The sequence below is a fragment of the Hoeflea sp. EC-HK425 genome (genome assembly GCF_902498795.1).
GTDB lineage: Bacteria > Pseudomonadota > Alphaproteobacteria > Rhizobiales > Rhizobiaceae > Hoeflea > Hoeflea alexandrii.
The window spans coordinates 931,467-953,314 of record NZ_LR701572.1 but is presented as its reverse complement, the minus strand read 5'-3'; the positions used below and the strand labels follow the sequence as shown (position 1 = coordinate 953,314).

Below are 21,848 nucleotides of genomic sequence, written 5' to 3'. Positions count from 1 at the left end.
CCAACTGTCCCCCTCCCTGGCTTCAGTGGATTTCTTCCTCGACTCAATATTGAACGATCGTTCAAATTAAGGCAAGATGAATCATGAACCTTAGATCACCAAGCGCCGACACGCCGGACAAGCCGCGCCGACGCGCTGCTTCCAAACGGTCGCTGGCAACCAGCCTGAGCATCCTCGATGCCGCAGAGCGGCTTTTTGCCGAGCGCGGTTATGACGGCGCCTCGGTGCGCGACATAGCCAAGGCCGCTGGCACACAGATCGCCTCGATCAGCTTCCACCATGTAAGCAAGGAAACGCTGTTCGAGCGCGTCGTCGAACGGCGCGCTTCGGAACTGTCGCAATTGCGGCTTGATGCACTGTCGGCGCTGAAGACACTCGACACCGAGCCAACGCTTGAGGCCTTGCTGTCCGCCTTTCTGCGCCCCTACCTCGAAAAGGCTGGCGCCGGCGACCCGCAATGGCTGGCCTATGCGCGGCTGGTGGCGATGGTCTCCGCCGACGCGCGCTGGCACAGGATCTCCGAGCGTTGCTTCGACCCGACAGCCGGGATCTTCATCGCCGAGATCGCGCGGCTGTTCCCGCATGCCGACAGGTCGACGATCGCCGTGAGCTTCATCTTCTCGGTGTCCTCGATGCTGTCGCTGTCAACCTCGACATGGCGGATCGAGGCCCTGTCCGCGGCTGTCGGCAATCAACCCGCCATGGACCGGCTCGCCGATCATCTGGTCAGGTTCTGCGAAGCGGGCATGCACGCCGGGCTTGGTGCTGCTCCAAACCGCTGAACTCTATTCCCCGGCCTTGTCTTCGACCGCATGCCCCTTGCGGATCGAGCGGACCACCATCCAGGTAAAGCCGATTGCCACCGGCACGAACAGTGCCGACATCATGCCCGCCTTGATCGGCAACCCGAGACCGTCGAGCGGCTTGACCAGGTAGCCGAACAGACCGACGATGTAATAGGAAATCGCCGCCACCGAGAGCCCCTCCACGGTCTGCTGCATCCTGAGTTGCAGCTTCACCCTGCGGTTCATCGAACTCAGCAGCGCGCTGTTCTGCTGTTCCAGTTCGACGTCGATCCAGCTTCGAAGCAGCGCCGTGGCGCGCGACAGCTTGCGCGAAAGGTTCGCCTGGCGCTCCTCGATCGACTGGCAGGTGCGCATTGCAGGTGCCAGCCGCTTTTCCAGGAAGGCACCTATAGTCTCGAAACCGGGCTGGCCGCTCTCGTTGAGCGACGAGATGCGCTCCCCCACGATGTTGTAATAGGCCCGGCTTGCTCCGAACCGGTAGAGACTGAGCGCTGCATTGGCCTCAAGCTCGGCGGCAAGCACGGTAATGTCGGCCAGCAGGCTGTCGGCATTTTCCCTGGCCCCGGTCTTCATGCCCTGCGTGATCTTGGTCAGCCCGTCCTCGATCCGCCGCATCTCGGGTGACAGCGAGCGCGCCAGCGAAAGCCCGAGTGCAGCAAGCGTGCGATAGGTCTCGATATCGAGAAGCCGCTGCACCACCGCGCCACGTCCGGCATCGGTCATGCCCTTGTCGATCACCAGGATCCGGGTCAGGCCGTCCCCGTCCTGACGGAAGTCGGTGGCGATCAGCGCCTGTCCGTCCTTGACCTCGCTCAGGCAAAGACTGGTCGGATCGAAACTCTCGAGCGCCGCCTGTGTTTCCGCCGATTCCGGACGGACTTCCAGCCGCACCCCGGCAATCAGGCTGCCAGGCGGCGAAAACTGGTCGCCGAAGGGATGGGTATCGAGTGCATCGCCGAACCGTGACGGCGCTGGCGCATCCCAGAAATAGGTCGAGAATTCCGTGTGCCGTTCCCATCGCAGGGTGCCCTGCCCCCAACCCATGGCGAAATGCGCGGCATCGCGGCCGGGCGCGGCAACGCCCCGGGCCCGCGCCAGACCGGCCAGGACCGCGTGATCGACAACCGAGCCGCCCTCGGTGAGAAACGCCAGCTGGAAAATTACCCGGGACTGGCCGACGAGAGCAAAGGGGCGGGCGTGGATTTCACCCAGCGCTTCCGCCCGTCCCTGCGCCATCGGAAAAGAAAATCTGCCCATGCTGCTCATCCCTGTCATCGCCGGCCCGATCGGAATGCCCGATTGCTGCCCGCCCCGAATGGTGTGCATTTAGAGCCAGCATATAGATCACGTAAAGGCCATATGTGACACCATACGCGGATCGGACGCAAAGGGATCAGTTTTGCAACCCGAAGCGACAGGCTGGGGGCATTTCAACTGGCCGCAACGCCTGCCCGCACGCGACCGCGGCGGCCGGAGATAACGACAACCATCACGACAAGGCAGGCTCCGATGAGATTGGCCGTCCAGTTGAGAGGCCAGTAGGATCCAGCCGCACCGAGGATGACCATGCCGTAGAGCAGCGGAGTGAGCGGCCCCTCGGAATAGCGCTGGATCAGCACGTTGGTGGCATAGATTCCGAACAGACCGAAGAAACCGATTTGCAGCACCTCGTCCAGAGACCCGGTGATCAGCGGCGTGTAGGCAAACATCAGCGGCACGATGTAAAGCCCCTTGGCGATCTTCCAGCTCTCGAACCCCGTTGCCATCGGCTTGGAGCCTGCAATACCGGCAGCGGTAAAGGCGGCCAGACAGACCGGCGGCGTCACATTGCTGTCTTGGCTGAGCCAGAAGATGATGAGGTGCGCAGTCAGCAAAAACGCCGCCTGGGCCGCCGGGTCGACCAGCAGCGGCCGCACGGTGATCGCCAGTTCGAACGGCATTGCCGCCATCAGTGCCACCGCCTCCTCACGCAACATGCCGGTGGCAATCTTTGCGGTATGGGGACTGTCGACCAGCATGAACATCGCCGACTTGGCCGGATCGGCAATGCCCTGGACCAGCTGATCGATGATCAGGCTGTCGGCCAGGATGCCGGCCAGCGCCGGCGCGGTCAGGATCGCCAGGATGATGTAGGCCGCCGTCACCGGAAGCCCCATGCCGAGCACGAGCGACGCAAGGGCGATCAGCAAGATGGCGATGACCAGTGAACCGCCGGACCACTGCGCGATCATCAGCGAGAACCCGTTGCCGATACCGCTGGTCACGATCGCGTTGTTCATGATGCCGATGGCCACCAGCAGAATGCCGGTCATGATCGACGATTTCATGCCGATCAGCAGCGCTTCGCCAATTTTCGACGGCCCCATCTGCACCGGTTCGAACGTACCGGGCCCGACAAAGCGCGCGGCAATGGAGGTGAACCACGACACCGCCACCAGGGCGCCGATGGCCCATGACGCTGCATAGCTAGGGGTCACCCCGCCCATCAGCAGATAGATCATCACCGCCAGTGGCAGGACGAAGACAAGGCCTCCGGAAACCAGCTTGCCCTTGTTGACCACCAGGTCGACGCCCTCACCGACCTGATGCTTCACCGCTTCAATGCGGACGATGAAAGCCACGGAGAGGAAATACAGAAAGGCCGGAATGATCGAGACCGAAACGATGGTGGAATAGGGTATCGAGGTGTAGCTCGCCATCACGAATGCGCCCGCGCCCATGATCGGCGGCATCAGTTGCCCGCCAGTGGAGGCGGCGGCCTCGACGCCGGCGGCAAATCTCGGACGGAAGCCGTTGGATTTCATCAGCGGAATGGTGATGACCCCGGTCGAGGCGGTGTTGGCGATGGCCGATCCGCTGATCGTGCCGGTCAGCGCGGATGAAAGGACGGCGACGAATGCCGCGCCACCGCGCGTGCGCCCGGCCACGACCTTCGACAGCTCGATCACGAAATCACTGGCGCCGGAGGCGACGAGGAAGCCGCCAAAAATCATGAAGAGGGTTATGTTGGTCGAGGAAATACTGGCGAGGATGCCGAACATGCCCTCGTCATTGTAAAGCGTTCTGAACAGGACATCATTGAGCGGCAGGCTGGCGGCGCGGAAAACGCCGGGCAGATAGCTGCCGAGATAGAGGATGTAACTCAGCGAGATGATGATCAGGATCGGGATGACCCAGCCCGAGACTCGGCGCGAAAGGTCGAGAGCCGCAAATATAAGCAGGCCGCCAGCCGCCCAGTCCACCCACGTGAACTGCCAGGACTGACCGGTGACTGCCAGGGTGCGTTCGTAAACGCCATTTTCCGCATAGGCGACCCACAGCGCTGCGGAGGCGATCAGGATGCCGTAAATGACATCGAACGCGAGCGCCCAGGACTTGTCTGCATTGCGTCCGAACGGGCTGATTGTCACCGCGGCGAGAAAGGCAAACCCGCCGAAATGGATGGCGTTCTGCCATTTGCCCGGCTCGTTGAGCCAGATGTTGGTGGCGATGTGCCAGAGCGCGAAACAGATCGCGAAGGCAACAACCAGCATTCTGAGCCGATTGCCCTGCATCGGCAGCGGCCCGAGCCAGGACGCCCTGTCATCGATAGGTGGGGTGAGTGCCGGATCTGCGGTCTTCATCCTGATGCCAATCATGTTTGTTTCAGGCAGTACCAGAGAGGCGGGAGTTTCCCCCCGCCCCAGATTGGTTGGTCCGCGCTGTTACGGCATCAGGTGTGCTGGGATTTCCAGGCCGGCTTCCTTGTAGAAGCGCGCCGCACCCGGATGCAGCTTCACCGGCAGGCCGGCCATGGCCTTCTCCACCGCCATCACCTTGGTGGCCGGGTGGATCGCTGTCAGGAAGCCGAGATTCTCGTACATTGTCTTGGTCAGCAGATAGACGTGGTTTTCGTCAACGCTCGCGTTCACCGCCAGGAAGTTCGGCTGTGCAATCGTGTTGATGTCCTTTTCCTGACCGGGATAGGTGCCTGCAGCGATCGTGTAAGGCACCCACAGATTCCGGCCGCCGTCCATTTTCGCAAGCTCTTCATCGCTCACGTCGAGAACCGTGAACTTGCCTTCGTTGGAAGCCATCAGCTTGGTGATCGCGCCGGTCGGCGGCCCCGATGGGATGCCTGCTGCGACAACCTGGCCGTTGGCCATAGCGTCCGTGGTCGGGCCATAGCCCGCATAAACGAGTTCGAAATCGGTATCGATGTCGATACCCAGCCCCGACAGCAGCACGCGGTTCGAGCCGATGGTGCCCGAATTCTGGCTGCCCATGCCCGCCGACATGCCCTTGAGATCAACCAGATCGCTGACCGTTCCGGTTTTTGCCTTGTCCGCGGCAATGACGAACTGCTCGACGTTCTGCCACAGCATCGTCACCGAGCGCAGGTTCTCCTGGGGTTCGGTGATCGGCCCGGTCCCCGTTGCGGCATAGGAACCGAACAGACCCTGCAGAATGGCGAAATCGGCAGTGCCTGCGCCCATCGCCTGCACATTCGCGCCGGAGCCCGCGGAGTTGACTGCGGTCAGGCTGAAGTTCTCCTTCGGCAACAACTTGACCTTGGTCAATGTCGAGATGGCGGTGCCGACGGGGTGGTAGGTGCCACCGGTCGAAGCCGTGTTGAGAACGTAGTCCTTGGCATCCTGGGCCAGGGGTGCGGTCGCCGAAAGCGCCAGAAATGCGCCTGCAGCCAGAAGTGTAAGTTTCTTCATGTTTTCCTCCTTGAAGCGTCGCCTCCACGGCGCCTGAGTAACTCTTAGATGATAAAGCAAATCCGGTACCATGAGAAATTCCGCCAGTACCGGGAAAACAGCCTGCGGAAATCCGCAGAGCTCAACTGTTCAGGATGGTTTCCTTGTCCAGCCCAAGTTTTACGATCTTCTCGTTCAGCGTTCGCCGGCCAATACCCAGACCGGTGGCGACATCATCCATCCGGCCCTGGTGCCGGGCCAGCGCCTTGCCTATCAGCTGCCGCTCGAACGCAGCCACCGCCTCGCGCAAGGTTTCCGGGGCTTCCAGACTGTCCCGGTTGTCGTTGAGCGCACTGTCGACTGATCCGGCACCGCGCCGCGCCGCAAGCACGTGGCGTTCGCAGACATTGCGCAGTTCGCGCACATTGCCCGGCCAGTCATAGGCGAGCAGCCTGGCGACATCGCCGGATGTCAGTGTCGGCGTCTCTGTCTCGTAGGTGGCGGCAAAGACGTCGAGATAGTGCATGTACAACGTGGTTATGTCGTCGCGTCGCGCCCGCAGAGGCGGCATTGTCAGCATGATGGTGTTCAGCCTGAAATACAGGTCCTCGCGAAACGTGCCTTCCTTCATCATGTCTTCCAGCCGCTCATGGGCCGCCGACAGGATGCGGATATCGGCATTGATCGTCTTCGAGGTGTCGATCGGCGTGTATTGCTTGGTCTCGATCACACGCAGCAGCTTGGCCTGTACTTCAAGCGGAATCGCGCCGAGCTCGTCGAGGAACAGCGTGCCACCCTCTGCCTGCGCCAGCAGGCCCGGACCGTTCTCCGCGGTGCCGAAAAGCATCTCTTCAAACCTGGTGACCGGCACCGCCGCGCAATTGAGCGGCACGAACGGTTCTCCGGATCGGTGACCGAGATCATGCAACGCCTTTGCCACGAGTTCCTTGCCGGTACCGGTTTCGCCAAGAAGCATCACGTTGACATCGGTCGTGCTCAGATCGACGATCTCTGCCCGCAACGCCTTGATCGAAGGCGCGTTGCCGATCATCACCCGGTCCAGTCCGGACAGTTCCGCCAGCCTTGTCTTGAGTCTGTCCGCATTGCGTGTCAGGCGGCGCAGTTGCGAGGCGTTTTCAAGCAGCTTGATCAGCCTCCGCGGATCAAACGGTTTTTCCAAGAAGCTGTAAGCGCCGTTCTGGATGGCAGAAACCGCCATCGGAATGTCGCCATGGGCCGACATCAGCACGATCGGCACATTGGTCTGGCCCTTGAGCTGCATCTGCAACTCCGTGCCACTCATTCCCGGCATCCTCACATCGCAAAGCAACACGTCGGCATCCTGCTTCTGGATGCAGGCAAGCACATTTTCCGGCCGGGATAGACACACCACCTCGAAACCGGCGCTCTCCAGCAAATGGGAAAGCGATTCCCGCATTGTCCTGTCATCATCGACAACCGTGATACGATATCCCTGGTTCACGCCATAACTCCGGATCTTGCCGCCACCAGCGGCAACCTGATTGTAAACACAGCGCCGCCTTCAGCCCGGTTTTCCGCGCTCAACTCGCCATTGTGCTCCCGGACGATGGAAGAGGCGATCGACAGCCCGAGGCCCATGCCGTCTCCCGAGGCCCGGGTCGTGTGGAATGGCTCCTGCAATTGCGAAAGCAACCGGTCGCCAAAGCCGACGCCCTCATCCTCGACCGAAAGAACGGCCGTGTCTCCGGACTGGGCAAGCCCGATCCTCAGCTGCGTTTTTGCCTCTTCCTGCAACGAATAAAGCGCGTTGTTGATGAGATTGATCAGAACCTGCTCGAGCCGCAGCCTGTTGCCCATGACCTCCGCTGTCCCCTCGATGTCACAGCTGACCTCGATCCCCGCCATGGCAAAATCATGCTGCATCAGCTCGAGTGCGCCCGCGATGACCTCGTTGAGCACCACCCGCTCCATCTTCACTTCACCCGGCTTGATGAAGAAACGCAGCTGCCTGGTGATGCTCTCCATCCGGTCGACCACGCCACTGAGCTTCTGATGGATGGGGTAAGTGTTGCCGTTGCCGGCAATCTCCGCGGCAGTGAGGTAATTGCGCAGCGCCGAGATCGGTTGTCCGAGCTCATGCACCACGGAGGCCGACAATTGCCCAAGCGCCGCAAGCTTGCTGGAGCGCGCCAGCTCACTGTGAGCCTGTTCGAGCTTCCTGTTGGCTTCGCGCAACTGGTCGCGGTCCGATTGGGAGATCGCCAATGCCGTCTGGATCCGCTTCGATCTGAGGTAGGTTGCTATGCCGACCAGCAACGAAATCGCCGATCCGAAAACGATTGTCGTCAGCAGCGCCCGCTCATAGGCCCGCGCCTCGCTGAGCAGGTAGTGCACCTTCCAGCCGAGATAATCTGCTTCTGCCTCCGAATAGATGTAGCTGTTGTCGCCCAAACGCACCGACGCGTCACCCGCAGTCTGCCAGGGCAAGCGGCGGATCGTCCTGCCGCCGAACTGTTTGGTTGCCTTCATCCTTGCAACAGCTTCATCGGTGAGGTCTTCCAATCCGCCGAACAGCCAGTCACGGTTCGACGCCAGCACGACGATGCCATCCGCATTGGAGGCAAGCACCGTCTCCTCGCCTTGCTCCCAGGTTTGCTGAAGCTCGCTGATATCCAGCTTGATGGCCATGACGCCAAGCACAGTGCCGCTGGCGTCGACCACCGGCTCGGAGACGAAGTAGCCCGGCCTGCCGGTCGTTGCGCCGATGCCGAAATAGTTTCCCCTCATGCCCTCGATGGCTTCGGTGAAATACGGACGGAACGCATAGTTCTGGCCGAGAAACGAAGGCGACTGGTTGAAATTGGATGAGGCCAGAACCAGGCCGTCCGCATCCATGAGATAGATGGCCTCGAGTTCCGATTCCTCGGCAAACCGCTCCAGCCGCAGGTTCAGTCTCAGGTCGTCGGCGCCGTTCAGCGTTTCCCGGGTGAGCGGATCCTGCGCCAGAACAAAGGGAAAATACTGATAGCGCTTCAGCGTGTCATTGAGCGAGCGCTTGTACAACAGCAGCCGCGTTTCCGCCGCCTCCCGGTCGAGGGATTTGAAATAGGCGAGCGAAACAACGAACAGCAGTCCGATGGACAAAGCCGTCATCGAGATCAGGATCACTGCCACGCTGCGGCGGGCCGTCCCCATGATCGGATGGACATTCTGTGTGGCAGGCTGGAGCATGATATCCTGCTTCTTGGTTCTGCGGGTCCTATATGCCCCACACAAAAGCACTTCTGCAACTTCCGCCTTCGCCAAGGCTGATTGCCGCGTGGACTGCCGCGCCCGCAGCGGTGAGCGGGGCAGAGCGCGACAGCCACATCAAGAGCCGATGAAATGAGCAGAAGGTGGCTGAAGCCGTCAGGGCCGGAGAGTGGCCATCCGGAAGCTACCAGACCGCCGCCGATGCCCCGAGCTCTCCCGCAGGCCTGCCCCAGTGCATCTCCGCATCGCCCACCAACAAGGGTGACCGCAATCGAAGCGCCGGCCCCCAGTCAGTACTCTCCACCTTCTGTGCATAATCGGCCGGCTCGGCCTTGCCGATCGGATCGGCGACCGGCCCCTGCGGGCAGGCAGCGAGAAACCCGCCAACCCGCGCCAGCGATGTGCGCCACCGCGATCCCGTCCCTTTCTGCGCGCGGAGCGTCAGACCGCGCAGCACGGCGGCTGCCATCAGGTAACCCGCTCCCTGATCGAGCGCCTGAACCGGCAACGGCACCGGACGGTCGGCTCCCGCCTGTCGCATGCCGGCCTCGGCAATGCCGCAACTCATCTGCACCAGGCTGTCAAACCCGCGCCGATTGGCCCATGGCCCGCTCCAGCCATAGGCATAGAGCGACACATCGATCAGGCCGGGGCGGATCGATGCGCGCACCTCCGACCCCAGTCCCAGCGCTTCCAGTGCCTCCGGCCGGTAGCCATGCACCACCACATCGGCCTCCAAGAGCAGCGCCCTGAACCGCTCCCGGCCGGCGCCGGTCTTCAGATCCAGCCGCGCACAGCGCTTTCCGGGCGTGACTTCCGGGACCACGCCCGGCTCCTGCCATGATGGCGGATCGATGCGCAGCACATCCGCCCCGAAACCGGCCAGGAAGCGCGTCGCAACCGGTCCGGCCAGCACCCGCGTCAGGTCGAGCACCTTGAGACCCCTGAGCGGCCGCAAGAGATCAAACGCGCCCTCAAAAGCCGCGGCTTCATCTCCCGTTTCCATCCGCATCAACGGTTCCGCCAATACCGCGCGCCCCTGTGGATACTCCGCCCATTGCCGCGTGCTGCGCATTGCAGCCGCGCATCCCTGCTCGGCCACGATGGCCGCTTCCAGCTCGTCGCCGCGCCACCGCGCCACCGCCGCCGCCACCTCAGTGCGTTCGGCAGCAGTCCCAAGCACCTTCAGCGCCGCCTCGCGGTGGTGCGGCGCGTTGGTGTGCAGCCGGATCCAGCCGTCGGCCGACGCGTAATCCCCGGCAACCGGGTCCCAAGCCGGTGGAAGCGCCCAACTCAGCGGTGCAATAGAAAACCCGAACCACAGCGACGCCAGCCGCCGATCGACCGTGACGGATGCCAGCGTGCCTGACCGCGCCTGGCTCCATTCGGCAAGCGCCATCCCCGCCGAAGCCACGGCAGCCGCAGCGAAATCGCTCACGGCAAAGGCCGACGGAAGCGCACCGCGCCCCACGATCTCTGCGGTCCCGGACATCCCCGGCTTTCCGCCGAGCGCGTCCCAAAGCTCCGAAATCATCGGATAGGCGGTGTCTGTCTCGGCTGATGCTCTGTGCGGCATGGCAGGCTCCCTTCGGTTTCGAGCTTCACACAACCGCCAGATCCGTATATCGTCAATATTGATCATATAAATCAACTATCAGGTTTCCCGAATGGCGGATTACATCGACGCAAGACAGGCTGCCGAACGCCTCGGCGTCTCCCGCCAGACGCTCTATGCCTATGTCAGCCGCGGCCTGATCAAGGCTCTGCCGGGCGACGATCCCCGCCAGAGCCGCTATCTCGCCGACGCTGTCGAACAGCTTGCCGAAACAAGGCGGCGGGGCCGCAAGCCGAGGGAAATTGCCAAGGCAACGCTCGACTGGGGCATGCCGGTGCTCGAATCGGGGCTGACGCTGATCGAGAACGGCGAATGCTATTATCGCGGACAGAGCGCGGTGGAACTGTCACGCACCGCCTCGCTTGAAGACATCGCCGCCCTGCTCTGGCAGGCGCCGGTTGAGACCGCCTTTCCACGCCGCGCGCCCATCACCATCAAGGCCTATCTCGAACTCGCCTCGCAGGCGGGCAACACCCTGGCCGCCGAAAGTCTGCTGCCGCTGTTCGCCGTGGCGGCACGTGACGAACCGACTTCGGCCTGGCGGACCGATCCGGCGGCGCTGGCGCGCGGCAGCGGGGATCTGGTGCGCATCCTGGCGGCCTGTGCGATCGGGCAGGCGCCCTCCTCCGCCCCGGTCCACCAGCAACTCGCAGCAAGCTGGGGCGTCGACGCCGCGGGCGCCGGCCTGATCCGCCAGGCGCTGGTTCTCTGCGCCGATCACGAACTCAATGCCTCGAGCTTCACCGCGCGCTGTATCGCCTCCGCCGGCGCCTCGCTGAAAGCGGTCATTGTCGGCGCTCTGGCGGCCCTGAGCGGCATCAAGCACGGCGCCACAACGACAAGCGTCGAGTCGCTTTGGACCAGCATCGATCCCGACGCCCCGGCCAGGAGCCTCCGCGACCGGCTGCAGGCCGGCGGCGCGCTTCCCGGCTTCGGTCATCCGCTCTATCCGGACGGCGATATCCGCGCCAGGGCGCTGCTCTCGGCAATGGGAGCTGACTTCCCCGAGGCCTCACGATTGACGGCCGCTGTCGACGATCTGACCGGAACCGCCCCTTCGATCGATTTCGCCCTTGTTGCGCTGAGACGATATCTGCGGCTGCCCGAGGGTGCCGCCTTCCTGCTGTTCGCCATCGGCCGCTCGGTCGGCTGGATCGCGCACGGGCTGGAACAACGTACGACAAACCAGCTCATCCGACCGAGGGCGCTTTATACGGGCAAACGGCCCAAGCAGGCCCGGGAGCGTTTGGCCGGGGATTCATCAACCGGCTGAAGCCGTGTGATGGCAGCCTGGAAGCTGTTGCAATCTGCAGCAGTCGCACTACCGTAAGGACGCGATGGCGAGATACTCAAGTATTGACGACTATATTGCCCATTTGAACTGCGACGTTCAGGCGTTGGCGCAGACCTTGCGCGCCACGATCAGGAATTCTGCTCCGAACCTGGTTGAAGCAATCCGGTACGACATGCCCGCGTTCAAGATCGGCGATGTTACCATCATCTATTTCGCCTTCTGGAAAAAGCACGTGGGGCTCTATCCGATTTACCCGGGAACCGATGAGTTTGAAGCGGAAATTCGGCCGTATCGTGCAAAAACAGATACCGTTCAGTTCCGGCTCAACAAACCAATCCCGCAGGATCTTGTGGGAAAGATAGTGGCGTCACAGCTTGCCGGATCGGCTCTGTAGCAGGCCCTAAACGCGGGTTGACCAAAAAAGCCGGACTCCCTCAGCCGCCATCCGCAGTCCATCGCCCGCCAGGCCTCGCCTTAGCTGCCGCCTTCGCCCGAACACACCGCCGGCAGCCCGCCGATGACAAGATCCGCGACGATGTCGGCATAGGCGTCGCGGTCCACCGGCCCGCCCGGCTTGTACCAGAGATAGAACCAGTTGAGCATGCCGAACACCGACATCGTCACCGGCGCCAGCAGTTCCGGCCGCGCCGTGAAGCGTTCGGGCTCGATCTCGCGCACGCAGTCCGACATGCAGGCGACCAGCCGCCGCTGCAGCGCCCGCAGATGTGTCTGCTTGTCTTCAGGCAGCGACGACAGCGCATCGAGCTGCACCTTGTGCTCGGCGTCGGAATCCCGGTAGGCGATCAGGATGGCGCGGACCAGCGCCCGTAGCCGCTCCGAGGCGGTCCCCGGCTGCGCAGCGGTTGTCTCCACCACCTCAACAAGCGCGGTCAGATGCGTGTCGAGGATGTCGAACAGCAACGCGTCCTTGGATGGATAGTAGTGGTATATCAGTGCCTTGGAGAAACCACATGCATCCGCGAGCTTGACCATCGAGGCCCGGTCAAACCCCTGTTTGGCAAAGAACATCGCGGCGGTCTTCAGGATCGCCTCGCGTTTTGCCTCGTGATCCTTGGCGATGGTCCGGGCCATGACCTCAGGTCCGGTTCCGGTTGTCGACCACGCGCTTGGCCTTGCCTTCCGAGCGCGCCACCTTGCCCGGCTCGGCGACATTGATCCGGGCAGTGACCCCGACAACGCTCTTGATGTGGTGCGCCAGTTCCTTGCCCGACGCCGTGCGCGCCTCTTCGGACGCACTCGCGATGGTGCACTCCACATGTACAGTCATGTCATCCATCCGGCCATTGGTGGAGAGCTCGATCTGGAAATGCGGCGCAAGGCCAGCGCATTTGAGGATCTGTTCCTCGATCTGGGTCGGGAACACGTTGACGCCGCGCAGGATGATCATGTCATCCGACCGTCCGGTGATCTTCTCCATCCGCCGCATCGACCGCGCGGTGCCGGGCAGCAGCCGGGTCAAGTCGCGGGTGCGGTAGCGCACCATCGGCAACGCTTCCTTGGACAGCGTCGTGAACACCAGTTCGCCGATCTCGCCATCCGGCAGCACCTCGCCGGTGACCGGGTCGATCACCTCGGGATAGAAATGATCCTCCCAGATGTGCAGTCCGTCCTTGGTCTCGACGCACTCGTTGGCAACGCCCGGCCCCATCACCTCGGAAAGCCCGTAAATGTCGACGGCATGCATGTCGAAGGCCTGCTCTATCTCGCTGCGCATCGAATTGGTCCACGGCTCCGCCCCGAAAATACCGACGGCCAGCGAGCTCTCGCGCGGATCGATACCCTGCCGGCGGAACTCGTCGAGGATCGACAGCATGTAGGACGGCGTCACCATGATCACCTGCGGCTTGAAATCGGTGATCAGCTGCACCTGCCGCTCGGTCATGCCGCCCGAGATCGGCACCACGGTGCAGCCGAGCCGCTCGGCGCCGTAATGCGCGCCAAGCCCGCCGGTAAACAGGCCGTAGCCGTAAGAGACATGCACGATATCGCCCGGACGCCCGCCCGAAGCCCGGATCGACCGCGCCACGAGATCGGACCACATGTCGATGTCGGCAGCCGTGTAGCCGACCACGGTCGGCTTGCCGGTGGTCCCCGACGAGCCATGGATCCGCACCACCTTCTCGCGCGGCACCGCGAACATTCCGAAGGGATAGTTGTCCCTCAGATCGATCTTGGTCGTGAACGGAAACTTGGAGAGATCCGCCAGCGTCTTCAGGTCGTCCGGATGCACGCCCTTTTCGTCAAACGCCGCCTTGGTGTGCGGCACATTCTCGTAGGCATGGGCCAGCGACCATTTCATCCGCTTGAGCTGCAGCGCGGAAATCTCGTCGCGCGAGGCGGTTTCGATCGGATCGAGACTTGCCCGGTCGGGCGTCAAATCAAGCATCGGGTTCTCCTGCAATCCCGGGACGGCGGCTCACGCTGAACCGGCACGCCCTCTTCCAAATTCTGTTGTGCCGCCGCTTCAGGCGGCAGGCTCCTCGAAATGCGTGCCCGATACGGTCCGCGACAGCCCGCGGAACTCGGCGATCGTCACGCCGTCCTGCCGGGTCACGCTGACATCGTAGACGCCGGACCGTCCGGCGAGCGTCACTTCTCGGGCGGTTGCGGTCAGCCGGTCGCCTTCCCGTCCGGGCGCCAGAAATGTCACCGAGCAGTGCTGCGCCACGGTGATCGTGTTGTGGCTGTTGCAGGCAAACGCAAATGCGCTGTCGGCGAGCGTAAAGATCGCACCGCCATGGCAGGATCCATGACCGTTGAGATGGTCCTTGCGCACCACCATCGACAGTGTCGCCCTGCCCGGCCCCACTGCATCAATGCTCATGCCCATGCCCTTGGTGGTGTGATCGTCCTTCAGCATTGCCTCCGAGGAACGCTCGGCGCGTTCCTGATCCGAGATCGGGCTCATTTGCTGCCCTCGAATTTGGGCTCGCGCTTTTCAAGAAAGGCGCGAACGCCCTCGGCGTAATCGTCGGAGAAGCCGGCTTTTCGCTGGGTCTCGGCCTCGAGGTCGAGATGCGGGTCGAGTTCCTGCCCGGCAGCCGCCTGGATCAGGCCCTTCATCAGGCCCAGCCCGAAGGTCGGTCCCACGGCAAGGCGGGCGGCGAGCGCTCGCGCCTCGTCCATCAGCTCGGCGTCGTCATGGGTCTTCCAGATCATGCCCCAATGCTCGGCGCGCTCGGCGGTCACCGGCTCGGCAGTCATGGCAATCGCCTTGGCCCGCGCCTCGCCGATCAGCCGCGGCAGCATCCACGAACCGCCGGCGTCTGGAATGAGCCCGACCCGCGAGAATGACTGGATGAACTTGGCGCTGCGCGCCGCCAGCACGATGTCGCAGGCAAGCGCCAGATTTGCCCCGGCCCCGGCCGCCACCCCGTTGACCGCGCAGACGACCGGCTTTTCCAGCGTCCGGATGCGGCGGATCAGCGGATTGTAAAACCGCGTCAGCGTGTCGCCCAGATCCGGTGGACCGTCCATCTTGGCGGGATCCCGGGCCGAAAGATCCTGGCCGGCGCAGAAGCCGCGCCCCGCACCTGTCAAAAGCACCGCCCGGCAGCGCGCATCATCCCGCGCCGTGTCGAAACATTCGGCTAGGGCGACATGCATGTCGTCATTGAAAGAGTTCAAACGATCTGGCCGGTTCAGCGTGATTTCAAGCACACCGCCGTTCCAGGAATGCAGTACCGGTTCACTCATCGATGGGTCCTCCTGAAAAATAATGGTTGCATAAGCCGACCGGTTGGTCAATTAATAATCGTACGGTATTTGACACTTAAAATTTCCCGCCTGTCATCGAGGAGCCACCACTGTGACCACGCCTTCATCCACCTCTCGGACAATTCAGGAGAAGAAGGTGGTCGATGTCGCGATAGAAAATGGCCATGCACTGGTGACCATCGACAATCCGCCGGTCAATCCCCTCTCGGTCAGCGTCAGACAAGGCCTGATGGACGCCGTCCGCCGGGTCAACGAGGCCAAATGCGAGACGGCGGCGATCGTTTGCGCCGGGCGCACCTTCGTCGCCGGCGGCGACATTTCCGAGTTCGCCGGCCCGCCACCATTGCCGCACCTGCCCGACGTGCTCGACGCCATCGAGGCAAGCCCCACACCGTTCATCGCCGTCATGCACGGCACGGTGCTCGGAGGCGGACTGGAACTGGCGCTCGCCTGCGCCTGGCGCATCGCCGACGAGAAAACCAGGTTCGGCCTTCCCGAAGTCAGCCTCGGCCTGATCCCCGGCGCCGGTGGCACCCAGCGCCTGCCGCGCGTGATCGGGCTCGAGCACGCCGCCCGCATGGCTGCGAATGGCAAACCGGTGAATACAAAGACTTTCGAGGAGTTCGGCGGTCTCGATCTCGTCTTCTCGGGCGATCCGACGCAGGCCCTCGCGGCTTTCCGCGCCGCTCTGCCCGCCCGTCCCGTCAACACCTCGGACCGCTCGGTCGAGAACGCCGACCTGACGGCGCTGAAGGCGGAAATCGCAAAATCCGCCAAGGGCGCCGACGCGCCGATGATCGCGCTTGAAACCACGGCGCTGGCGGCAACGCTTCCATTTGCCGAAGGCAGCAAGATCGAACGCCAGACCCATCTCGAGCTGCGCGCCAGCGCCCAGTCACGCGCGCTGCGCCGGCTGTTCTTCGCCAGCCGTTCGGTCACCAGGCCCGATCGCCTGAAAGCCTTCACCCCGGCCGCGATCAACCATGTCGTCATTGTCGGCGGCGGCCTGATGGGTGCGGGCATCGCGGCCGCCAGCCTCGCCGCCGGCCATCGGGTGACCATTCTCGAACGAGACACCGAAAGCGCCGAGGCCGGACGCGGACGCGTCGAAGCCATAGTCGCCAAGGATCTCGAGTCGGGCCGCATCACCGAATCCAAGGCAGAGGCCCGCCGCGCCAGTCTCTCCGCCGGCGCCAACTACGCCGCAGCCTTTGACGCCGACATCGCCATCGAGGCCGTGTTCGAGGACCCCGAAGTCAAACGCGCGGTGTTTGCTCAGCTTGCCGCCGTGATGTCCGAGACCGCGCTGATTGCCACCAACACCTCCTATCTCGATCCCAACCTGATCAGTGAAGGCATGCCCGGACCCGGCCGCTTTCTCGGCCTGCATTTCTTCTCCCCCGCCAACATCATGAAGCTGGTCGAGGTCGTCGGCACCTCCGCCACCGCCGACCAGACCATGGCCACCGCCTTCGCCTTTGCCCGCGGCCTCGGCAAGATCCCGGTTGAAACCGGCGTCTGCGACGGCTTCATCGGCAACCGCATCCTGTCGGCCTACCGCCGCCAGGCCGACTACATGGTGGCCGATGGCGCTTCGCCCTACGAGGTCGACAAGGCCATGCGCACGCTCGGCATGCCGATGGGACCCTATGAGCTGCAGGACCGCACCGGGCTGCAGATCAGCTGGGCCAACCGCAAGCGCCAGCTCGCCGCCGGCACCTGGCCGGGCCGCTATGTCGACATCGCCGACAGGCTCTGCGAGATGGGCCGGCAGGGCCGCGGCAGCCCGATGAAGAAAGGCTGGTACGATCACACCGGCGGCAACGGCCAGCAGGACCCGGAGATCGAGGCCATGATCGCCGCCTGGCGCAGCGAGCATTCGACCGGCGGTCAGTCGTTTTCCACCGACGAGATCACGATGCGGATCATGGCGGCCATCGTCAACGAAGCCAACCTGATCCTCGAGGAAGGCATCGCCACCACCGACACCGCCATCGATATTGTCTGGACCGAGGGCTATGGTTTTCCAAAGCATCTCGGCGGTCCAATGTTCTGGGCCGAAGAGACCGGCATGGAACGGATGCGCGAGGCCTTCGCCGCGATCGAGGCCCAGAGCCCAGGCTCGTGGAAGGCCGCAAAAATATTTCAGGGATAATCATCCCGCGCCGCATGGGCGCAAGACAGCTGGCGGTCAGCCGCCAAAAGGGAGAGAGACATGGGTTTGATCAACGTCCACAGCTTCGTCGCCGGCAACTGGCTTCCGGCCGATGACGGCGCCCGTCCGATCGCCAGTGCGGTCACCGGCGAGCCGCTGGCGATCGCCGGCCAGGCCTCGCTCGATGCGCAAGCCATGATCGACTACGCACGCCTCAAGGGCGGCCCGGCGCTCAGGGCCATGACCTTCCACGACCGCGCCCGCATGCTGAAAGCCTTGGCGCTGGAGCTTTCAAAGTTCAAGGACGAGCTCTACGCCCTGTCCTACACGACCGGCGCCACCAAGCCCGATTCGATGATCGACATCGACGGCGGCATCGGCACCATGATGGTCTATGCCTCCAAGGGCCGCCGCGAAATGCCCGACGGCCACATCTATGTCGACGGCGAACTCGAAATGCTCTCGCGGGGCGGCAGCTTTGTCGGCCAGCATGTCGCCACCTCATTGAAGGGCGTCGCCGTCCACATCAACGCCTTCAATTTCCCGGTCTGGGGCATGCTCGAGAAACTCGCGCCAACCCTGCTCGCAGGCATGCCAGCGATTGTCAAACCGGCGACCGCCACCTGCCACGTCACCGAGCAATGCGTCCGCCGCATGGTCGAGAGCGGCATCCTGCCGGAGGGTGCGGTGCAACTTGTCTCGGGCGGCCTGGGCGATCTGCTCGACCGGCTCGATTACCAGGACGTGGTCGGCTTCACCGGCTCGGCGAAGACCGCGCTGATGCTGCGTTCCAATCCGCATTTGCTTGAAAACTCCGTCCGTTTCGTCGCCGAACAGGACAGTCTCAACGCCTCCGTGCTCGGCCCCGACGTGAGCGAAGCCAGCCCGGAATTCGATATCATCGTCAAAGAAGCCGTCCGCGAGATGACGGCCAAGGCCGGCCAGAAGTGCACCGCCATCCGCCGAATCATCGTGCCCGAGGCGCTCATCGGCCCCGTCGGCGACGCCATCGCCGGTAAGCTCTCGGCAATCCGCATCGGTGACCCGGCGCTCGAGACCACCCGCATGGGCGCGCTGGCCTCCGCCGCGCAGAAAGCCGACGTGCTCGACAAGGCCCGCCAGATTTCAGCCGAATGCCGCCAGCTTGCCGGCAATCAGGATGCTCTCGAGGTCGATGGCGCCGACAAGGCGAAGGGCGCCTTTGTCGCCCCGATGCTGTTTGCCTGCGACGATCCGGATGCGGCGCAAGCCGTGCATTCGGTCGAGGCCTTCGGCCCGGTCGCAACCCTGATGCCCTACCGTGATCTGGCCCATGCCGGCCAACTTATGAACCGCGGCAAGGGCAGCCTCGTCGCTTCCGTCATCACCCATGATCCGGCCGTCGCCCGCTCACTGCTCATCGACGCCGGCGCCGCCCATGGCCGCATCTATGTCAACAACCGCGACAGCGCCAAGGAAGCCACCGGCCACGGCTCGCCGCTTCCGCATATGGTCCATGGCGGCCCGGGACGCGCCGGCGGCGGCGAGGAACTCGGCGGCATCCGCGGCGTCATGCACTACATGCAGCGCACCGCCGTCCAGGGCAGCCCCGACATCATCTCCGGCATCACCGGCACCTGGATCAGGGGCGCCGTCAAGCCGAAATCGACGGTTCACCCTTTCACCCGCACCTTCGATGAAATCGCGATCGGCGACACCATCGAGGCCGGTCCGCGCGTGGTCACGCTCGAGGATATCGAGCATTTCGCCCACTTCACCGGCGACACCTTCTACGCCCACATGGACGAGGAGGCGGCCAAGGCCAACCCGTTCTTCCCCGGCCGCGTCGCCCACGGCTACCTGCTGCTATCCTTTGCAGCCGGCCTGTTCGTCGAGCCTGCCCCCGGCCCGGTGCTCGCCAACACCGGCCTCGACGGCCTCAAGTTCATGAAACCCGTCTCGCCCGGCGATGCGATCTCGGTGCAGCTGACCGTCAAGCGCAAGACCCGCCGCACCGACGAGTACGGCGAAGTCCGCTGGCACGTGGCGGTCCTCAATCAGGACGGCGACGACGTCGCCGAGTACGAGCTGCACACGATGAACGCCTACGAGAAATGACGGGCAAGGGGCCGCTCGTTTTCCCGGCAGAAGCTGGGGGAAGTGGACCGTCCATTGTCAATGGTTTTCAGCGCCGCTTGATCGTCCAGGCCCGCGCCCCGGCCACGGCCTTGAGTGTCGCAACCAGCACCAGGGCACAGAGTGCGACCTTTGAAACGGTTTCCATCGTTCCATCGATCAAGAGCGCATGCACAATGCTTCCCGCGACGATGACCAGTGCAAGTGCCGTGTGCACGCGCCGCCAGAGACGTGGACGCAGCCGATGCCGCAACCCGGCCAGGACGGCAGCGCCAAACAGCGCCCACATGGCGATGACGCCCCACGCGGAAAATGGTGTCGGCGACGTGAACAGCAGAGCGTCAACGACATCAGGCGGGCTGGTAATCCAGAGCCCACCAACGTGCAGCACCACCAAGGCGACCAGAGCACCACCGATCCAGCGATGGATTCGGCGCGCGCGCTGGAGCGTCAGTCCCGGCAGCAGACCCGCTGCCAGGAGCGGCTGCAGCAGGAGAAGCGCCATGGCCCCAATTCCCGCGAAACCGGCAATGATGTAGACCGGCTGCCGCCATGCCAGCAGCGGGCTCCCTGCTGCAGCGGCAATCGGCACACAGATCGCGAGCGCCAGCACGGCCCAGACCAGCAGGGAACGGGTCCGACCGCCAGCTCTTGCAGCCACCTCGCTCAAGCGGGCTTGAGCACGAAGTCTGCATGAAGGGTGGTTTCGTTCGGGCTCGCCATCACCGGACGTAGAAACACGGTTTCGAACCCGTCCCCCTCATAGGCGAGATGGCCATGGGCCTGACCGAAGGCCGGGACGATCTGCGGCATTTCCAGCCGGAATTCGCCGTTTGCGTCGGTCAGCGTGGCGCCGTGGCTTTCGGGATCGCGCTCGTGGCCCTCGGTCGTATGCGCCCAGATCTGGACCCGCTGGCCTGCAAGCGGGGCCCCGTCACCGGCGCGGCGCACCGTGCCGGTCATCCAGAAGCCGCCCGCCCCGATCCGCTCGACGATCGGCGCGCCCGGAAGATAATTGTTGGCCCCGCCCCGCATCGTCGGCGTCGGAGCCAGGCCTGCGGCCCGTGCCGGCAGGATCAGTCCGGACATCCCGGCGGCAACCGTCGCACCCGTGGCGGCAAGCAGTCTGCGGCGTGTGGTGAAGACTTCGGTCATGCAGCTTTCTCCTGTCGCATAGTGTCAGCCGATCGGCCGCAAGCTTCGCGCGACCGTACATGCCCGAAAGGATAGTGCACATGTCGGCAATCCCAAGGCAGCTTGACCGTCAGGCACAGAAAACCTGTTCACAGCTTCGTGAGCCGGTACATAATGTCTGCAATCCGACAACCAGTCATCGGAATTGAACCGAAGGTAATTGTTTTTTGAGCGGGCGCTGCGCAGGTTCAGAACCGCGCCTTCCGCGCCACCAGAATGCGCAAGTCCCCCACCGGCGAAAAGCCTGCATCTCGCGCGTGATTAAGATCATCGCCGGATTCATACCCCACAATCGGCGAATCCGGCGCCAGGCCGCTCACAGCGGCGGTGGCTTCCGCAAAAACCTCGCTTGAATTGGAAACCGAAAACACATTGGAGATGCCGACACAGTCATCCGAGAGTGAGGCGATGCAGCCCGCCAGGATCGCGCCATCAACAACATGGCCAAGGAAGACCGTGTCGGCTCGATCCAGCAGGGCGGCGGGAAACATGGTATGCGGCGTCGGCGATCCCGACCGTTTCCATGCCGCTTCCCAGCTTTTATGCCCAGTCGTGGTGTCGATCCGGGTCCAGTCCGGTGCTGCTTCAGGTCGCGGCTCGCGCCAGATCCACGAAGCTCCAAACAGGACCTCGAAGCCATTGCTCTCAAGAGCCAACTCGCAAAAACTGTCCTTCACACCGATGCCTGCAACGAATTTTTCCGACAGCGCCCGAAGCTCGGCAGTCACCTCGTCGGCATGACCGGGCAACGACACGGACAGATTGGAGTAATAGGGCGGCGGCCTGTCCTGACCGATGAAGCCATACGGCTTTCGCGTAAACTCCAGCCCATGGGCGGAGAACACGGCGGCGTAAAGGTCCGCATTGTTTTTCGCCGCCATTATGGCGCGCGGATCGGCATTCATCCTGTGCCCTCGCAATCCGGAAAGAGCAAGAAGTATGGCAGGGATGTCGGTAGCGTCAAACTAAGCCACCCATCCCTATGGCATGCCAGCAAACCCCGAACACCGCAATC

Annotated in this window: 18 protein-coding genes; 5 read left to right on the top strand and 13 right to left on the bottom strand. The window is 63.4% G+C overall.

All coding sequences use genetic code 11. The features are described 5' to 3' along the window. Positions 1 to 83: 83 nt before the first annotated feature. Positions 84 to 782 carry a TetR/AcrR family transcriptional regulator gene (locus tag SPHINGO391_RS07255; RefSeq protein WP_152008193.1) on the top strand — a complete coding sequence of 233 codons (699 nt, stop codon included), beginning with the start codon at positions 84 to 86 and terminating at the stop codon, positions 780 to 782. Positions 783 to 785: 3 nt separating this feature from the next. On the opposite strand, the gene SPHINGO391_RS07250 is transcribed toward SPHINGO391_RS07255, so the two are convergent. From SPHINGO391_RS07250 to SPHINGO391_RS07225, 6 genes are all read right to left on the bottom strand, one after another. After that, complete coding sequence (locus tag SPHINGO391_RS07250; protein WP_193217219.1) at positions 786 to 2,063, bottom strand: DUF3422 family protein; 1,278 nt, start codon at positions 2,061 to 2,063, stop codon at positions 786 to 788. A 173-nt stretch (positions 2,064 to 2,236) separates the two neighbouring features. Further along, entirely contained in the window at positions 2,237 to 4,444 is a 2,208-nt protein-coding gene (locus SPHINGO391_RS07245; RefSeq protein ID WP_210385773.1) for a TRAP transporter fused permease subunit, read from the bottom strand. 66 nt (positions 4,445 to 4,510) lie between these two features. Further along, a complete protein-coding gene (locus tag SPHINGO391_RS07240) occupies positions 4,511 to 5,509 on the bottom strand; it encodes a TAXI family TRAP transporter solute-binding subunit (RefSeq protein WP_152008192.1) in 999 nt (332 codons plus the stop codon). A gap of 121 nt (positions 5,510 to 5,630) precedes the next feature. Continuing rightward, positions 5,631 to 6,971 (bottom strand): sigma-54 dependent transcriptional regulator, encoded by a 1,341-nt coding sequence (locus SPHINGO391_RS07235; protein WP_152008191.1) that lies wholly within the window; start codon positions 6,969 to 6,971, stop codon positions 5,631 to 5,633. After that, on the bottom strand, positions 6,968 to 8,701 hold the full coding sequence (locus SPHINGO391_RS07230; protein ID WP_152008190.1) for a cache domain-containing protein: 1,734 nt from the start codon (positions 8,699 to 8,701) through the stop codon (positions 6,968 to 6,970). The genes SPHINGO391_RS07235 and SPHINGO391_RS07230 overlap by 4 nt, the downstream gene beginning before the upstream one ends. Positions 8,702 to 8,906: 205 nt before the next feature. Next, the gene (locus SPHINGO391_RS07225; RefSeq protein WP_152008189.1) at positions 8,907 to 10,298 is read right to left on the bottom strand and encodes a CoA transferase; all 1,392 of its coding nucleotides are present in this window, start codon (positions 10,296 to 10,298) and stop codon (positions 8,907 to 8,909) included. Between the two features lie 91 nt (positions 10,299 to 10,389). Here SPHINGO391_RS07225 and SPHINGO391_RS07220 point away from each other — a divergent pair, with 91 nt between their 5' ends. Together SPHINGO391_RS07220 and SPHINGO391_RS07215 are read left to right on the top strand one after the other, a co-directional pair. Next, on the top strand, positions 10,390 to 11,610 hold the full coding sequence (locus tag SPHINGO391_RS07220; protein WP_152008188.1) for a citrate synthase family protein: 1,221 nt from the start codon (positions 10,390 to 10,392) through the stop codon (positions 11,608 to 11,610). 64 nt (positions 11,611 to 11,674) lie between these two features. Beyond that, positions 11,675 to 12,025, top strand: a complete 351-nt coding sequence (locus SPHINGO391_RS07215) for a DUF1801 domain-containing protein (RefSeq protein ID WP_152008187.1) — start codon at positions 11,675 to 11,677, stop codon at positions 12,023 to 12,025. Positions 12,026 to 12,105: 80 nt separating this feature from the next. Here SPHINGO391_RS07215 and SPHINGO391_RS07210 read toward each other — a convergent pair whose 3' ends face one another. The 4 genes from SPHINGO391_RS07210 to paaG all read right to left on the bottom strand — a co-directional run bounded on the left by SPHINGO391_RS07210 (position 12,106) and on the right by paaG (position 15,348). After that, positions 12,106 to 12,723 carry a TetR/AcrR family transcriptional regulator gene (locus SPHINGO391_RS07210; RefSeq protein ID WP_152008186.1) on the bottom strand — a complete coding sequence of 206 codons (618 nt, stop codon included), beginning with the start codon at positions 12,721 to 12,723 and terminating at the stop codon, positions 12,106 to 12,108. 4 nt (positions 12,724 to 12,727) lie between these two features. Further along, positions 12,728 to 14,038, bottom strand: a complete 1,311-nt coding sequence (gene paaK / locus SPHINGO391_RS07205) for a phenylacetate--CoA ligase PaaK (RefSeq protein WP_152008185.1) — start codon at positions 14,036 to 14,038, stop codon at positions 12,728 to 12,730. A 78-nt stretch (positions 14,039 to 14,116) separates the two neighbouring features. Beyond that, entirely contained in the window at positions 14,117 to 14,560 is a 444-nt protein-coding gene (gene paaI, locus SPHINGO391_RS07200; RefSeq protein WP_152008184.1) for a hydroxyphenylacetyl-CoA thioesterase PaaI, read from the bottom strand. Next, the gene (gene paaG, locus SPHINGO391_RS07195) at positions 14,557 to 15,348 is read right to left on the bottom strand and encodes a 2-(1,2-epoxy-1,2-dihydrophenyl)acetyl-CoA isomerase PaaG (protein WP_152008183.1); all 792 of its coding nucleotides are present in this window, start codon (positions 15,346 to 15,348) and stop codon (positions 14,557 to 14,559) included. Before paaG ends, paaI begins: the two co-directional genes overlap by 4 nt. Before the next feature lie 112 nt (positions 15,349 to 15,460). Here paaG and SPHINGO391_RS25335 point away from each other — a divergent pair, with 112 nt between their 5' ends. Next, positions 15,461 to 17,524 carry an FAD-dependent oxidoreductase gene (locus SPHINGO391_RS25335; RefSeq protein WP_210385772.1) on the top strand — a complete coding sequence of 688 codons (2,064 nt, stop codon included), beginning with the start codon at positions 15,461 to 15,463 and terminating at the stop codon, positions 17,522 to 17,524. Positions 17,525 to 17,584: 60 nt separating this feature from the next. Beyond that, the gene (gene paaZ, locus SPHINGO391_RS07185; protein WP_152008182.1) at positions 17,585 to 19,621 is read left to right on the top strand and encodes a phenylacetic acid degradation bifunctional protein PaaZ; all 2,037 of its coding nucleotides are present in this window, start codon (positions 17,585 to 17,587) and stop codon (positions 19,619 to 19,621) included. Between the two features lie 67 nt (positions 19,622 to 19,688). Here paaZ and SPHINGO391_RS07180 read toward each other — a convergent pair whose 3' ends face one another. From SPHINGO391_RS07180 to SPHINGO391_RS07170, 3 genes are all read right to left on the bottom strand, one after another. Further along, complete coding sequence (locus tag SPHINGO391_RS07180; protein ID WP_152008181.1) at positions 19,689 to 20,300, bottom strand: ferric reductase-like transmembrane domain-containing protein; 612 nt, start codon at positions 20,298 to 20,300, stop codon at positions 19,689 to 19,691. Positions 20,301 to 20,305: 5 nt separating this feature from the next. Further along, positions 20,306 to 20,794 carry a twin-arginine translocation pathway signal gene (locus SPHINGO391_RS07175; RefSeq protein WP_152008180.1) on the bottom strand — a complete coding sequence of 163 codons (489 nt, stop codon included), beginning with the start codon at positions 20,792 to 20,794 and terminating at the stop codon, positions 20,306 to 20,308. Between the two features lie 227 nt (positions 20,795 to 21,021). After that, the gene (locus tag SPHINGO391_RS07170) at positions 21,022 to 21,738 is read right to left on the bottom strand and encodes a hypothetical protein (protein ID WP_152008179.1); all 717 of its coding nucleotides are present in this window, start codon (positions 21,736 to 21,738) and stop codon (positions 21,022 to 21,024) included. Positions 21,739 to 21,848 lie beyond the last annotated feature (110 nt).

Excerpts from the sequence above, each read along its gene's own strand:
- SPHINGO391_RS07175 (WP_152008180.1), bottom strand. The coding sequence starts at position 20,794 with ATGACCGAAGTCTTCACCACACGCCGCAGACTGCTTGCCGCCACGGGT.
- SPHINGO391_RS07225 (WP_152008189.1), bottom strand. The coding sequence starts at position 10,298 with ATGCCGCACAGAGCATCAGCCGAGACAGACACCGCCTATCCGATGATT.
- paaK (WP_152008185.1), bottom strand. The coding sequence starts at position 14,038 with ATGCTTGATTTGACGCCCGACCGGGCAAGTCTCGATCCGATCGAAACC.
- paaI (WP_152008184.1), bottom strand. The coding sequence starts at position 14,560 with ATGAGCCCGATCTCGGATCAGGAACGCGCCGAGCGTTCCTCGGAGGCA.
- SPHINGO391_RS07210 (WP_152008186.1), bottom strand. The coding sequence starts at position 12,723 with ATGGCCCGGACCATCGCCAAGGATCACGAGGCAAAACGCGAGGCGATC.
- SPHINGO391_RS07255 (WP_152008193.1), top strand. The coding sequence starts at position 84 with ATGAACCTTAGATCACCAAGCGCCGACACGCCGGACAAGCCGCGCCGA.
- SPHINGO391_RS07220 (WP_152008188.1), top strand. The coding sequence starts at position 10,390 with ATGGCGGATTACATCGACGCAAGACAGGCTGCCGAACGCCTCGGCGTC.
- paaZ (WP_152008182.1), top strand. The coding sequence starts at position 17,585 with ATGGGTTTGATCAACGTCCACAGCTTCGTCGCCGGCAACTGGCTTCCG.
- SPHINGO391_RS07250 (WP_193217219.1), bottom strand. The coding sequence starts at position 2,063 with ATGGGCAGATTTTCTTTTCCGATGGCGCAGGGACGGGCGGAAGCGCTG.
- SPHINGO391_RS07245 (WP_210385773.1), bottom strand. The coding sequence starts at position 4,444 with ATGATTGGCATCAGGATGAAGACCGCAGATCCGGCACTCACCCCACCT.
- paaG (WP_152008183.1), bottom strand. The coding sequence starts at position 15,348 with ATGAGTGAACCGGTACTGCATTCCTGGAACGGCGGTGTGCTTGAAATC.
- SPHINGO391_RS07240 (WP_152008192.1), bottom strand. The coding sequence starts at position 5,509 with ATGAAGAAACTTACACTTCTGGCTGCAGGCGCATTTCTGGCGCTTTCG.
- SPHINGO391_RS07230 (WP_152008190.1), bottom strand. The coding sequence starts at position 8,701 with ATGCTCCAGCCTGCCACACAGAATGTCCATCCGATCATGGGGACGGCC.
- SPHINGO391_RS07215 (WP_152008187.1), top strand. The coding sequence starts at position 11,675 with ATGGCGAGATACTCAAGTATTGACGACTATATTGCCCATTTGAACTGC.
- SPHINGO391_RS07170 (WP_152008179.1), bottom strand. The coding sequence starts at position 21,738 with ATGAATGCCGATCCGCGCGCCATAATGGCGGCGAAAAACAATGCGGAC.